The following is a 13,554-nucleotide window of genomic DNA, read 5'->3' as shown; positions in this document are numbered from 1 at the left end:
GCCGTGGCTACATATGGATGGCCCGCTTGCCGACTGCAAGCGCGGCTTCCTTGACCGCTTCCGAGCGGGTCGGATGCGCGTGGCAGGTGCGGGCGAGATCCTCCGCACTGCCGCCAAATTCCATGAGAACGCAGGCTTCATGGATCATTTCGCCGGCTTCGCGGCCAATAATGTGCACGCCGAGCACGCGATCGGTCTTCGCATCTGCGAGAATCTTCACAAAACCGTCGGTGGTCTGATTGACCTTGGAACGGCCGTTGGCGGTAAAGGGAAACTTCCCGACGGTATAGGCGACGCCGGCTTGCTTGAGTTCCTCCTCGGTCTTGCCGACGGAGGACACTTCCGGCGTGGTATACACGACGCCGGGAATGACATCGTAGTTCACGTGGCCGGCTTGCCCGGCGATGATCTCGGCGACCGCCACGCCCTCATCCTCGGCCTTGTGCGCGAGCATGGGTCCTGCGACGACGTCGCCGATGGCGTAGACGCCCTTCAGGCTGGTGGCGAAATGCGGATCGATCTGGACCCGGCCGCGCGCGTCGAGCGCGACGCCGGCCTCCTTCAGACCGAGCCCGTCGGTGTAGGGCGTGCGGCCGATGCAGACCAGAACGACGTCGGCTTCAATGGTCTCGGCGGCACCGCCGGCAGCCGGTTCGATTTTCGCGAGCAACGCCTTGCTGTTGGCTTCGACGCCGGTGACCTTCGAACCCAGCTTGAATGCAAATCCCTGCTTTTCGAGCATCCGCTGGAATTGCCGTGCGACCTCGCCGTCCATGCCGGGCAGAATGCGATCGAGGAATTCGACCACCATGACCTCGGATCCGAGCCGGCGCCACACAGAGCCCAGTTCGAGCCCGATCACGCCGGCACCAATGACCAGCAATCTGCCGGGCACCTTCTCCAGCGACAGCGCGCCGGTCGAGGAGACGATGCGCTTCTCGTCGATCTCGATACCCTTAAGACGCGCGATGTCCGAGCCGGTTGCGATCACGATGTTCTTGGTCTCGACCATCTGTGCCTTGCCGTCGGCGGAGACTCCGACCTTGCCGGTGCCCAAGATCTTGCCGGTGCCCTTGAGCACGTCGATCTTGTTCTTCTTCATCAGGAACTCGACGCCCTTGACGTTGCCGTCGATGCCCTGCTGCTTGAAATTCATCATCGAGGGCAAATCGAGCTTCGGCGCGGAAACGCTGACGCCCATCTTGGCGAACGAATGGCCGGCTTCCTCGAACATTTCGGACGCGTGCAGCAGCGCCTTCGACGGCATGCAACCGACATTGAGGCAGGTGCCGCCGAGCGTGGCGTTCTTTTCGACCACGGCGACTTTCATGCCGAGCTGGGCTGCGCGCACCGCGCAGACATATCCGCCCGGTCCGGTGCCGATGACGACGAGATCGTAGGTAGCCATGAGAGAAAGTCCCGTAGGTTTAGCGTGAGGATGTGTCAGCGTCCGCGCGGCGCGTCAGCGTCCGCCGGACACATCGAGAATGGCTGAGGTGACGTAGGAGGCCTCGTCCGAGATCAGCCAGACGATGGCGTTGGCGATTTCGTCGGCGGTGCCGACGCGCTTCATCGGCACCAGATGGGCCAGACGGTGGGCGCGGTCAGGCTCACCGCCGGCGGCGTGGATGTCGGTATCGATCAGGCCCGGGCGGATGCCTGCGACGCGGATGCCTTCGCCCGCAACCTCATAGCCGAGCCCAATGGTGAAGGAATTGATCGCGCCCTTGGAGGCCGCATAATCGACATAGGTATTGGGTGAGCCGAGCTTGGCCGCGACCGACGACAGGTTGACGATGACGCCGCCTTTGCCGCCATGCTTGGTCGACATCCGCTTCACCGCCTCGCGCGCGCAGAGGATGGAGCCGGTGACGTTCACCGCCATCACGCGCTGGATGCGCTCGGCCGACATCTCGTCGACGCGCACGCCGCTCTTGCCGACGATGCCGCCATTGTTGACGAGCGCGCCCAGCGTGCCGAACTTGTCGGCTTGCTTGAACAGTTCGAGGATGTCGCTTTCCTCCGCGACATCGCATTTCACCGCGATGGCCTTGCCGTTCCTAGCTTCGATCGCGGCCACGACCTCGTCCGCAGCCTGCTTGTTGCTGGCGTAGCCGACCACGACGCGGAAGCCGCGCGCGGCCGCCGCAAGCGCAGTCGCCCGCCCGATGCCGCGGCTGCCGCCGGTGATGACAACGACTTTATCCGTCATGCGCGCCTCCATGGTTCGACATGCGCCGTCGCGTTTCGTTGCGACGGCGCTCGCAGAGCATCAGGGATCAGAGGTCCAGCACCAGGCGCGCCGGATCTTCCAGGCTCTCCTTGACGCGGACCAGGAAGGTCACGGCTTCCTTGCCGTCGATCACGCGATGATCGTAGGACAGCGCGAGGTACATCATCGGGCGGACCTCGATCTTGCCGCCGACGACCATCGGCCGCTCCTGGATCTTGTGCATGCCCAAAATGCCGGACTGCGGCGCGTTCAGGATCGGGGTCGACATCAGCGAGCCGTAGATGCCGCCATTGGTGATGGTGAAGGTGCCGCCCTGCATCTCGTCGATCTTGAGCTGGCCGTCGCGGGCGCGGCGACCGAAATCAGCGATGCTCTTCTCGATGTCGGAAATCGACTTGTGGTCGCAGTCGCGCACCACGGGGACGACAAGGCCCTTGTCGGTGCCGACGGCAACGCCGACGTGGTAATAGTTCTTGTAGATCAGGTCGCTGCCGTCGATCTCGGCGTTGACGGCCGGGATGTCCTTCAGCGCCTGCACGACGGCCTTGGTGAAGAAGCCCATGAAGCCAAGCTTAGCGCCATGCTTCTTCTCGAATGCGTCCTTGTAGTGGGCACGCAGCGCCATGACGTTGGTCATATCGACCTCGTTGAAGGTCGTGAGCATGGCCGCGGTATTCTGCACGTCCTTGAGCCGGCGCGCGATGGTCTGGCGCAGGCGGGTCATCTTGACGCGCTCTTCGCGGGCGGCGTCATCGGCCGGCGACGGCGCGCGGACCTGAACGGCGGCGGCGGGCTGGTTGACCGGGGTCGGCGCGGACGCCGCACGCTCGATCGCGGCGAGCATGTCGCCCTTGGTGACGCGGCCGTCCTTGCCGGAGCCCGGAACGGTTGAGGCGTCGATGCCGGTCTCGGCCGACAGCTTGCGCACCGACGGGGCCAGCGGCGCATCGGCCGGCGGCGCCTTCGCGGCCGGGGCCGGTGCAGCAGCGGCTGCAGCGGGAGCCGGAGCAGCGGCGGGCTTCGCGGGAGCAGCAGCGGGCTTTGCAGCACCCGCGCCTTCCGTGATCTGGCCGAGCAGCGCACCGACCGCGACGGTCACGCCATCGGCGGCGATGATCTCACTCAGCGTGCCTGCGGAGGGCGCCGGGACTTCGATGGTGACCTTGTCGGTCTCGAGCTCCACCAAGGGCTCGTCGACGGCGACGGGATCGCCGGCCTTCTTGAACCAGCGGCCGATGGTGGCCTCGGTGACGGATTCGCCGAGCGTCGGCACTCGAATTTCAGTCATGGTCTCTTCCTTAAGGGGATCGCCAATGCGGTCATGAATTCTCGGGTGTCATCGCCCGCCTTGTGCGCAATTCCGCACGGGGGCGAACGATCCAGTACGCCGCGACGTTGGTGATCAGAACGAACGCCGCAGAGTACTGGATGCCCCGCCCTAGTTACGCAACTGCGCACAAGGCGGGGCATGATTCAGTCTAAAATTGCCTAGCTCAGTGCTTCGTCCAGGAACGCCTTCAGCTGCGCCTGATGCTTGGACATCAGACCCGTGGCGGTCGCGGCGGAAGCGGCGCGTCCGACATAACGCGGACGCCGGCTCGCGCCGTGCACCTGGTTCAGCACCCATTCCAGATAGGGCTCGATGAAGTGCCAAGCACCCATGTTGCGGGGCTCTTCCTGGCACCACACCACTTCCGCCTTCTTGAAGCGGGACAGCTCGACCACCAGCGCCTTCAGCGGCACCGGATAGAGCTGCTCGACGCGCATCAGATAGATGTCGTCGATGCCGCGCTTCTCGCGCTCCTCGTAGAGGTCGTAATAGACCTTGCCGGAGCAGAGCACGATACGGCGGATCTTCTCGTCCGGGACGAGCTTGCTCGCCTCGTTCGGCTGCATCTGGGCGTCATCATAGAGGATGCGGTGGAAGCTCGTGCCCTTCGCGAGCTCTTCGAGACGCGACACCGCCCGCTTGTGACGCAGCAGCGACTTCGGCGTCATCATGATCAGCGGCTTGCGGATCTCGCGGTGGAGTTGGCGCCGCAGCACATGGAAGTAGTTCGCCGGCGTGGTCGGGTAGACCACCTGCATGTTGTCTTCCGCACACATCTGCAAGTAACGCTCGAGACGCGCCGAGGAGTGCTCCGGTCCCTGGCCCTCATAGCCGTGCGGCAAGAGGCAGACGAGGCCGGACATGCGCAGCCATTTGCGTTCGCCCGAGGAGATGAACTGGTCGAACACGACCTGCGCGCCGTTGGCGAAGTCGCCGAACTGGGCTTCCCACAGCGTGAGCGTGTTCGGCTCGGCGAGCGAATAGCCGTATTCGAAGCCGAGCACGGCCTCTTCCGACAGCAGCGAGTTGATGACCTCGTAATGGCCCTGCTCGCTGCCGAGATGGTTGAACGGCGTGTAGCGGCTCTCGTCCTCCTGGTCGATCAGGACCGAGTGACGCTGCGAGAAGGTGCCGCGCTCCGAATCCTGTCCCGACAGACGGACGTGATGGTTTTCATGGAGTAGCGTGCAGAACGCCAGCGCCTCGCCGGTCGCCCAGTCGATACCATTGCCGCTGTCGATCGCCTTGGCGCGGTTTTCCAGGAAGCGCTGGATGGTGCGGTGGACGCGGAAGCCGTCCGGCACCTTGGTGATCTTGCGGCCGATGTCCTTGAGGATCGGGAGATCGACGCCGGTGACGCCGCGCCGCGCATCCTCCTCCTGATCGGCGATCTTGAAGCCCGCCCATTTGCCGTCGAGCCAGTCGGCCTTGTTCGGCTTGTAGGACGTGCCGGCCTCGAACTCGGCATCGAGCCGCGCGCGCCAATCGGCCTTGGCCTTGTCGACCTCGCCCTCGGTGATCACGCCTTCGCTGACCAGACGCCGCGAGTAGAGCTCCAGCGTCGAGGGATGGGCCGCGATCCTCTTGTACATCACCGGCTGGGTGAAGGCCGGCTCGTCGCCCTCGTTATGGCCATGCCTGCGGTAGCAGAACATGTCGATGACGACGGGCTTGTGGAACTTCTGCCGGAACTCGGTGGCAACCTTGGCCGCGAACACGACGGCTTCCGGATCGTCGCCGTTCACGTGGAAGATCGGCGCGTCGATCATCTTCGCCACGTCAGACGGATAGGGCGAGGAGCGCGAGTAGCGCGGATAGGTGGTGAAGCCGATCTGGTTGTTGACGATGAAGTGCACCGAGCCGCCGGTGCGGTAGCCCTTCAGGTCGGACAGGCCGAAGCACTCCGCGACCACGCCCTGGCCGGCGAACGCCGCGTCGCCGTGCATCAGCAGCGGCATGACGGAGATGCGCATGTCCGGCGGATCGCCGTGTTGGTCCTGCTTGGCGCGGACCTTGCCGAGCACGACGGGATCGACGATCTCGAGATGCGAGGGGTTCGCAGTCAGCGACAGATGGATGCGGTTGCCGTCGAACTCGCGGTCCGAGGAAGCGCCGAGGTGATACTTGACGTCGCCGGAGCCTTCGACGTCCTCCGGGTTGGCGGAGCCGCCCTTGAACTCGTGAAACAGCGCGCGGTGCGACTTGCCCATCACCTGGGTCAGCACGTTGAGGCGGCCGCGATGCGGCATGCCGAGCACGATCTCCTTCACGCCGAGATTGCCGCCGCGCTTGATGATCTGCTCCAGCGCGGGAATCAGCGATTCACCGCCGTCGAGACCGAAGCGCTTGGTGCCGGTGAACTTGGTGTCGCAGAATTTTTCGAAGCCTTCGGTCTCGATCAGCTTCATCAGGATGGCTCTGCGACCTTCGCGGGTGAACGAGATCTCCTTGTCCGGCCCCTCGATGCGCTCCTGGATCCAGGCCTTCTGCGCGGCATTGCTGATATGCATGAACTCGACGCCGAGCGTCTGACAGTAGGTGCGCTCGCAGATCGCGGTGATCTCGCGCAGGGTGCCGTATTCGAGACCGAGCACGTGATCGAGGAAGATCTTGCGGTCGAAATCGGCTTCGCTGAAGCCGTAGGTGCGCGGGTCGAGCTCTTCGCGGTTGCGCGGGGCTTCGATGCCGAGCGGATCGAGCTTGGCGTGGAAATGACCGCGCATGCGGTAGGAGCGGATCAGCATCAGCGCGCGGACGGAGTCGCGCGTGGCCTGGAGCAGGTCGGCGGACGAGAGGCCGGCCCCCTTGGCCTGCGCCTTGGCGGCGATCTTGCCGCCGACCGCCTTCTCGACTTCGGCCCAATTGCCGTCGAGGGCCGAGGTGAGGTCGTCCTGTGGGGTCAGCGGCCAGTTGGCGCGCTCCCAGGACGGGCCTTCGGCGTTCTTGCTGATGTCACCGGGCTGGTCGTTCAGGCTCTTGAAGAACTCCCGCCATTCGGCGTCGACCGAGGACGGATCCTTCTCGTAGCGGGCGTAGATTTCGTCGATGTAGGTGGCGTTGGTGCCCTGCAAAAAGGATGAGAGGGCAAAGGCTGCGTTCGCGTCCTGGCGAGACATACTGGAGTTCCTGGCGATTTCGGTTCGCGCATAACAAACGGCGCTGGCGCCGAGCTCCCGGCAGAGGCTCGGCGCGACAGGCACCCTTTACCCTATTTGCTGCGAAACTTCGCCCGGAAAAGCACGAAGAAGTGAATTAGCCTTTCAACTTTTCGGCAAGCGTATGTCCGAGGCGCGCGGGCGACGGAGAGACGGTGATTCCGGCCGATTTCATCGCTTCGGTCTTGGAACCGGCATCGCCCTTGCCGCCCGAGATGATCGCGCCGGCATGGCCCATGCGGCGGCCGGGAGGTGCCGTGACACCGGCGATGAAGCCGACCATCGGCTTCTTGCGGCCGCGCTTGGCCTCGTCCTTGAGGAACTGGGCGGCGTCTTCCTCGGCGGAACCGCCGATCTCGCCGATCATGATGATCGATTCGGTCTTGGGGTCGGCGAGCAGCATCTCCAGCACGTCGATGAACTCGGTGCCCTTGACCGGGTCGCCGCCGATGCCGACCGCGGTGGTCTGGCCGAGGCCTTCCTGGGAGGTCTGGAACACGGCTTCATAGGTCAGCGTGCCGGAGCGGGAGACGATGCCGACGCTGCCGGTCTTGAAGATGTTGGCCGGCATGATGCCAATCTTGCACTCGCCGGCGGTCATGACGCCCGGGCAGTTCGGCCCGATCAGGCGCGACTTGGAGCCGATCAGCGAGCGCTTCACGCGCACCATGTCGACGACCGGAATGCCCTCGGTGATGCAGACGATCAGCGGGATCTCGGCATCGATGGCTTCGCAGATCGCGTCCGCCGCACCCGGCGGCGGCACGTAGATCACCGACGCATCGGCGCCGGTCTTCTCACGCGCCTCGCGCACGGTGTCGAACACCGGCAGGCCCAGATGGGTCGCGCCGCCTTTGCCCGGCGAGGTGCCGCCGACCATCTTGGTGCCATAGGCAAGCGCGGCCTCCGAGTGGAAGGTGCCGTTCTTGCCGGTAAAGCCCTGGCAGATGACCTTGGTGTTCTTGTCGATCAGGATGGACATGAGATCTGCTTTCGCGAACTAACGAGTGAGAGGTCAGTGGATGCGGCGGTAGACGCCGGTGAGCACGTCGGCCCAGCCTTCCGCGTCCGGCGAGAACTGGATCTTCAACGAATAGGAATTGTCGTCGATGATCTCGTAGACGTGGCGCGCATTGCCGCGGAGCGAGCCGCGCACCAGCGTCAGGGTCTTGCCGACCCAGCCGCCGGAGGCGGGCGAGGGCGGCGTGTAGCCGAGCGAGTCGTACCAGAACAATTTGTAGGTCCGATCGTCGCGGTCGTAGGTGAAGATGCCGTGGGTGGCGAAGATCTGCTTGCCGTCGCGCATCTGGACCGAGTCCTGGATCAGATAGAACCCGTTGAGGTCCATGCGCGCGACGACGTGCGAGGTGGCCGGTCCGCCCTCCGTCCAACGCGACGGAAAGACCATCTCTTCGCCATTCCATTCGCCGGCGAACGCGGCGAGGCGCGTGTGCTCGGGGAGCGGAGATGATGCGGCGAGATGGTCCTGGGCCATGGCCTTAGCCTCCCTTGACGGCCTTCACGATCTTCTGCGCGGCGTCGTCGAGATTGTCGGCCGGCACCACGTTCAGGCCGGATTCACGGATGATCTTCTTGCCGAGCTCGACATTGGTGCCTTCGAGGCGGACCACCAGCGGGACGCTGAGGCCGACCTCGCGCACGGCGGCGGTGACGCCCTCGGCGATCACGTCGCACTTCATGATGCCACCGAAGATGTTGACCAGGATGCCCTTCACGTTGGGATCCGCGGTGATGATCTTGAAGGCGGCCGCAACCTTTTCCTTGCTGGCGCTGCCACCGACGTCGAGGAAGTTGGCCGGCGACATGCCGTAGAGCTTGATGATGTCCATCGTCGCCATGGCAAGACCGGCGCCGTTGACCATGCAGCCGATATTGCCGTCGAGCGTGACGTAGTTGAGATCGTATTTCGACGCCTCGATTTCCTTGGCGTCTTCCTCGGTCTCGTCGCGCAGCGCGAGCACCTCGGGGTGACGGAACAGCGCGTTGTCGTCGAACGAGACCTTGGCGTCGAGCACGCGGAGCTGACCCTGCTTGGTCACGACCAGCGGGTTGATCTCCAGCATCGACATGTCCTTGGCGACGAAGGCGGCGTAGAGCTGCGCGGTGAGCTTCTCGGCCTGCTTGGCGAGATCACCTGACAGGTTCAGCGCCTTCGCAACCGTGCGGCCGTGATGGCCCATGACGCCGGTCGCGGGATCGACCGAGAAGGTCACGATCTTCTCAGGCGTGTTGTGCGCGACCTCCTCGATGTTGACGCCGCCCTCGGTCGAGACGACGAAGGAGACGCGCGAGGTCTCGCGGTCGACCAGGATCGAGAGGTAGAATTCCTTGTCGATGTCGGAGCCGTCCTCGATGTAGAGGCGGTTGACCTGCTTGCCGGCGGGACCGGTCTGCACGGTCACGAGCGTGGCGCCCAGCATCTGCTTGGCGAATTCGGAGACCTCGGCGGCCGACTTGGCGATGCGGACGCCGCCCTTATCGCCGGCCGAGGCTTCCTTGAACTTGCCCTTGCCGCGGCCGCCGGCGTGGATCTGGCTCTTCACCACCCAGACCGGACCCGGCAGCGCCTTGGCGGCGGCTTCCGCGTCAGCGGGCTTAAGGACAGGCACGCCCTTGGAAATCGGCACGCCGAACTCGCTCAGCAGCGCTTTGGCCTGGTACTCATGGATATTCATATGGTCGCTCCCTGAACCCGCGGGCGGTGACCTCAAGGGCCCACCTCAGTCTTGTGGCTGGCATACCATATACCACAGGAACTGCAACCCGGATTCTTTGACTTCGAGATCTCTGGTCCGGAGCCCGCCCGGACACCCGGGCCCCGGAAATGAAACCGCCGAAGACCGGTTTTCGGGCTTCGGCGGGAATTGCTGGCGATTAGCGGCCGAGAAGATCGGGGGCGATCTTCTTGCAGGCGTCGACCAGGCCCTGCACGGCGCCTACCGACTTGTCGAAGGCCTCGCGGTCCTTGCCGGCGAGCTCGATCTCGACCACGCGCTCGACGCCCTTGGAGCCGATCACGACGGGCACGCCGACATACATGTCCTTCACACTGTACTCGCCGTTGAGGTAGGCGGCGCAGGGCAGCACGCGCTTCTTGTCCCGCAGATAGCTCTCGGCCATCGCGATCGCGGACGCCGCCGGCGCATAGAAGGCCGAGCCGGTCTTGAGCAGGTTGACGATCTCGGCGCCGCCGTTGCGGGTGCGGTCGACGATCTCATCGAGACGCGCCTGCGAGGTCCAGCCCATCTTGACGAGGTCGGGCAGCGGGATGCCGGCGACGGTGGAGTACTTCACCAGCGGCACCATGGTGTCGCCATGGCCGCCGAGCACGAAGGCGGTGACGTCCTCGACCGAGACGTTGAACTCGTCGGCCAGGAAGTAGCGGAAGCGCGCCGAATCCAGCACGCCGGCCATGCCGACGACTTTCTTGTGCGGCAGGCCCGAGGCCTTCTGAAGCGCCCACACCATCGCGTCGAGCGGGTTGGTGATGCAGATGACGAAAGCGTCGGGGGCGTACTTCTTGATGCCGGCACCGACCTGCTCCATGACCTTGAGGTTGATGGAGAGGAGGTCGTCGCGGCTCATGCCGGGCTTGCGCGGCACGCCGGCGGTGACGATGCAGACTTTTGCGTTGTCGAGCGCTTCGTAGGAGTTCGCGCCGCTGTAGTGCGCGTCAAAGCCGTCGACCGGCGAGGACTGCGCGATGTCGAGCGCCTTGCCCTGCGGCACGCCCTCGGCGATGTCGAACATCACGACGTCGCCCAATTCTTTCAGGCCGATGAGGTGAGCCAGCGTTCCGCCGATCTGGCCGGAGCCAATCAAACCAATCTTGTCGCGCGCCATGTGAACCTGTCCTTTAGACACGTAAGGAGGGGAAAACTGAGACGGGTGGTTATCCCTTTCGTCTCCCCCGTTCAAGTCGGTGGATGCCCATTTGTCGGGCTTGCCGCGATAGCAGCCATACCCGGTCCGTCATTCCGGGATGCGCCGACAGGCGCAGGCCTGGAATCCATTGAGCTGCAGAGTTGGTGGCGCGATGGATTCCGGGGTCGCGCTAACGCGCGCCCCGGAATGACAGCGCTGGCAAATAGGACTTAAGTCTCCACCAGGCCCTTGGTCGAGCCGCTGGCGGTGGAATCCTTGCGGCCGTGGGGCAGCGCCAGATAGGATTCCGAGCTCATCTCGATCAGGCGTGACGCGGTCCGCTTGAACTCGTTGGCCTCGTTGCCTTCGGTGGCGAGGTACAGCGAGATCGGATTGGCATCGGCCGAGGCCATCAACTTCACCGCATTGTCATAGAGCGTGTCGATCAGCGTGATGAAGCGCTTGGCGGCGTTGCGCTGGGAGAAGTCCATCACTGGAATATGGTCGACCAGGATGGTGTGATAGTCGTGCGCGAGCCTGAGGTAGTCCGATGCCCCAAGCGGCTTCTCGCAGAGATCGGCGAACGAGAACCGCGCCACACCATGGGCCGAGCACGGCACGTGCAGGATGCGGCCTTTGATCGAAATGTCGTGCGGCTTGCATCGGGCGCCGCCGCTCATCTTCGACCAGGCGCGGTCGAGCGCGGCATGCGCATCAACGTCGGCCGGCGTCAGCCACATCGGCACGCCCTGAAGCTTCTCCAGGCGGAAGTCGGTACGCGCATCGAGCCGCGCGACATCCATGTGGTCGGTGATCTGCTTGATGAAAGGCAGGAACAGCGACCGGTTCAGGCCGCCCTTATAGAGATCGTCGGGCGCGACGTTGGAGGTCGCGACCACGACGGTGCCGAGCTCGAACAGCTTTGCGAACAGACGGCCGAGGATCATCGCGTCCGCGATGTCGGTGACATGGAATTCGTCGAAGCAGAGCAGCCAGCTCTCTTCGAAGATCGCGTTCGCGGTCAGCGCGATGACGTCGCCGTCGGCGATCTCGCCGCGCGCGATGCCCTGGCGATAGTCATAGATGCGCTCATGCGCTTCCGCCATGAACTCGTGGAAATGCGCGCGGCGCTTGTGCTCGACGGTACTGTACTGGAAGAACAGGTCCATCAGCATGGTCTTGCCGCGACCGACCTCGCCATGGATGTAGAGCCCGCGCGGCGCCTCGTCCTTGTCACTGCTGAACAGGCGGCTGAGCAGGCCCTGCTTGCGCTGCGGCTTGTAAGTCGCGAGCCGCAGGTCGAGCGCCGCATAGGCCTCGGCGACTTCGGCCTGCGCGGCATCGGGCTCGATCGCGCCGGACGCGATCTCGGCCTGATAGGCTTCGCTGAACGGGGAACTTGGGGTCGTGAGCATGGCCCCTTACCGCCAGAGACCGGCGGAAATTGCAAGCCGTGAATTGGTGGATGGGGTATGCGGATTCGTGTCCCGGACGCGCTGATCCGGGACCCACCGTTTCGTTCATCGCCAAATTTCGTTCATCGCTGAGCGCTGGGCCCCGGCTCTACGGCCGGGGCACGAGAGCGAGCTACGCGCACAGCTCGTAAGCGTCCTCGACGACATACGGGCCGCCGCCGGTTGAAGCGCGGGACGAGAACAGAACAAAGCGCTCCGCCATGAACGCCTTGCTCGGGAAGTAGCCGCGCAGCGAGAGATAGTCGGCGACGTCGCGATCGGATGCGTCGTGCAGCCGGGCCAGCGTGACATGCGGGATGAACTTGCGGCCTTCAGGATCGAGACCGATCCGCTGCATCATGCGTTCGAGCTCGGCCTGCAATTCCATCAGCGGCTTGCTCGGCGCGATCGTCGCAACGACTGCCCGCGGTTTGCGGCCGCCAAAACTCGTGAGGCCCTGCACCTTCACCTCGAACGGCTTGCGGTCGACGCGAAACAGCATCGAGGCGATCTCGTTGGCGGAGACACCGTCGATATCGCCGATGAAGCGCAAGGTGACGTGATAATTTTCGGGATCGATCCAGCGGGCGCCGGGAAGGCCACCCCTCAAGTTGGAAAGCGACTGGCCGATCTCGGCCGGAATTTCCAGACCAGTGAACAAACGCGGCATCGTTTCGCACTCCCGATGCTTGGGTACAGCCCCTGGGAAGCAGGACCATAACCAAATTAGAGCCGGCGACGAATCACCGCTACCCTGATTCCTATCGCAGTTGTGTGACTCTGCGAAGCTTAGCCCGCCTCACCCCGATAAAACCCTGGGAATTACGGTTAGCGCTGCCTGCTTTTCAACGCCGTTGCTCAGCGATCGTGCCAAGGAATGCCTCGACGGTGGGCATCATCCTTTCGACGATGATGTCGACGCCGGCCGCGGTCGGATGAATGCCGTCGGCCTGGTTGAGCTTGACGTCGGCTGCGACGGCATCGAGGAAGAACGGATAGAGCGGCACGTCGAATTTTTTCGCCAGCTCCGGATAAATCGAATTGAAGCGCGCGGCGTAATCGGCGCCGTAATTCGGCGGCGCCAGCATGCCGCACAGCAGCACCGCGATCTTGCGCGCCTTGAGCCGCTGAACGATGTCGCTCAGCGCGGCGCGCGTCAAATCGGGATCGATGCCGCGCAACGCGTCGTTGGCGCCGAGCTCGACGATGACGGCCTCGGTTCCTTCAGGCACCGACCAATCGAGCCGGTCGCGGCCGCCGGAGGATGTGTCGCCGGACACCCCGGCATTGATCATGTCGACCGCTATGCCCTTGGTCTGCAAGGCCTTTTGGAGCTTTTGGGGGAATGCGTCCTGGGCCGGCAGGCCGAGACCGGCGCTCAGGGAATCGCCGAGAACGACAAGCTTGATCGGCTTCTGCCCCTGCGCCGAGGCCGTCGTGATGGCCGTCATCAAAGCGAACATCAACACGGCTATGTGCATGAACAATCCGTAACGC

At 64.2% G+C, this 13,554-nt stretch carries 11 protein-coding genes; all 11 read right to left on the bottom strand.

The window, feature by feature from the left end:
- Nucleotides 1–7: 7 nt before the first annotated feature.
- A complete protein-coding gene (lpdA, locus tag ACR9YP_RS06250; protein ID WP_370990237.1) occupies nucleotides 8–1,408 on the bottom strand; it encodes a dihydrolipoyl dehydrogenase in 1,401 nt (466 codons plus the stop codon).
- A 54-nt stretch (nucleotides 1,409–1,462) separates the two neighbouring features.
- Nucleotides 1,463–2,212, bottom strand: a complete 750-nt coding sequence (locus tag ACR9YP_RS06245; RefSeq protein WP_474219222.1) for an SDR family oxidoreductase — start codon at nucleotides 2,210–2,212, stop codon at nucleotides 1,463–1,465.
- 67 nt (nucleotides 2,213–2,279) lie between these two features.
- Nucleotides 2,280–3,521 (bottom strand): 2-oxoglutarate dehydrogenase complex dihydrolipoyllysine-residue succinyltransferase, encoded by a 1,242-nt coding sequence (odhB, locus tag ACR9YP_RS06240; RefSeq protein ID WP_438103593.1) that lies wholly within the window; start codon nucleotides 3,519–3,521, stop codon nucleotides 2,280–2,282.
- Nucleotides 3,522–3,721: 200 nt separating this feature from the next.
- Entirely contained in the window at nucleotides 3,722–6,679 is a 2,958-nt protein-coding gene (locus tag ACR9YP_RS06235) for a 2-oxoglutarate dehydrogenase E1 component (RefSeq protein WP_091893096.1), read from the bottom strand.
- A 136-nt stretch (nucleotides 6,680–6,815) separates the two neighbouring features.
- On the bottom strand, nucleotides 6,816–7,700 hold the full coding sequence (gene sucD / locus ACR9YP_RS06230) for a succinate--CoA ligase subunit alpha (protein ID WP_091893094.1): 885 nt from the start codon (nucleotides 7,698–7,700) through the stop codon (nucleotides 6,816–6,818).
- A gap of 33 nt (nucleotides 7,701–7,733) precedes the next feature.
- Nucleotides 7,734–8,213, bottom strand: coding sequence for a DUF1579 family protein (locus ACR9YP_RS06225; protein WP_091893092.1), 480 nt, complete (start codon nucleotides 8,211–8,213; stop codon nucleotides 7,734–7,736).
- Between the two features lie 4 nt (nucleotides 8,214–8,217).
- Complete coding sequence (gene sucC, locus ACR9YP_RS06220) at nucleotides 8,218–9,414, bottom strand: ADP-forming succinate--CoA ligase subunit beta (protein ID WP_091893090.1); 1,197 nt, start codon at nucleotides 9,412–9,414, stop codon at nucleotides 8,218–8,220.
- Nucleotides 9,415–9,613: 199 nt separating this feature from the next.
- Nucleotides 9,614–10,582 (bottom strand): malate dehydrogenase, encoded by a 969-nt coding sequence (gene mdh / locus ACR9YP_RS06215; RefSeq protein ID WP_438103594.1) that lies wholly within the window; start codon nucleotides 10,580–10,582, stop codon nucleotides 9,614–9,616.
- Between the two features lie 251 nt (nucleotides 10,583–10,833).
- On the bottom strand, nucleotides 10,834–12,018 hold the full coding sequence (gene zapE, locus ACR9YP_RS06210) for a cell division protein ZapE (RefSeq protein WP_438103595.1): 1,185 nt from the start codon (nucleotides 12,016–12,018) through the stop codon (nucleotides 10,834–10,836).
- Between the two features lie 172 nt (nucleotides 12,019–12,190).
- A complete protein-coding gene (thpR, locus tag ACR9YP_RS06205; protein WP_091893084.1) occupies nucleotides 12,191–12,727 on the bottom strand; it encodes an RNA 2',3'-cyclic phosphodiesterase in 537 nt (178 codons plus the stop codon).
- A 175-nt stretch (nucleotides 12,728–12,902) separates the two neighbouring features.
- Nucleotides 12,903–13,538: an arylesterase gene (locus tag ACR9YP_RS06200; protein ID WP_438103596.1), complete on the bottom strand. Its 636-nt coding sequence runs from the start codon at nucleotides 13,536–13,538 to the stop codon at nucleotides 12,903–12,905.
- Between the last annotated feature and the right edge of the window lie 16 nt (nucleotides 13,539–13,554).

Source organism: Bradyrhizobium sp. BR14999, assembly GCF_056106085.1.
The sequence above is the reverse complement of the archived record's forward strand: the minus strand, read 5'-3'. Positions and strand labels throughout refer to the sequence as shown.

Excerpts from the sequence above, each read along its gene's own strand:
- lpdA (WP_370990237.1), bottom strand. The coding sequence starts at position 1,408 with ATGGCTACCTACGATCTCGTCGTCATCGGCACCGGACCGGGCGGATAT.
- sucC (WP_091893090.1), bottom strand. The coding sequence starts at position 9,414 with ATGAATATCCATGAGTACCAGGCCAAAGCGCTGCTGAGCGAGTTCGGC.
- ACR9YP_RS06235 (WP_091893096.1), bottom strand. The coding sequence starts at position 6,679 with ATGTCTCGCCAGGACGCGAACGCAGCCTTTGCCCTCTCATCCTTTTTG.
- thpR (WP_091893084.1), bottom strand. The coding sequence starts at position 12,727 with ATGCCGCGTTTGTTCACTGGTCTGGAAATTCCGGCCGAGATCGGCCAG.
- odhB (WP_438103593.1), bottom strand. The coding sequence starts at position 3,521 with ATGACTGAAATTCGAGTGCCGACGCTCGGCGAATCCGTCACCGAGGCC.
- ACR9YP_RS06200 (WP_438103596.1), bottom strand. The coding sequence starts at position 13,538 with ATGCACATAGCCGTGTTGATGTTCGCTTTGATGACGGCCATCACGACG.
- ACR9YP_RS06245 (WP_474219222.1), bottom strand. The coding sequence starts at position 2,212 with ATGACGGATAAAGTCGTTGTCATCACCGGCGGCAGCCGCGGCATCGGG.
- mdh (WP_438103594.1), bottom strand. The coding sequence starts at position 10,582 with ATGGCGCGCGACAAGATTGGTTTGATTGGCTCCGGCCAGATCGGCGGA.
- zapE (WP_438103595.1), bottom strand. The coding sequence starts at position 12,018 with ATGCTCACGACCCCAAGTTCCCCGTTCAGCGAAGCCTATCAGGCCGAG.
- ACR9YP_RS06225 (WP_091893092.1), bottom strand. The coding sequence starts at position 8,213 with ATGGCCCAGGACCATCTCGCCGCATCATCTCCGCTCCCCGAGCACACG.
- sucD (WP_091893094.1), bottom strand. The coding sequence starts at position 7,700 with ATGTCCATCCTGATCGACAAGAACACCAAGGTCATCTGCCAGGGCTTT.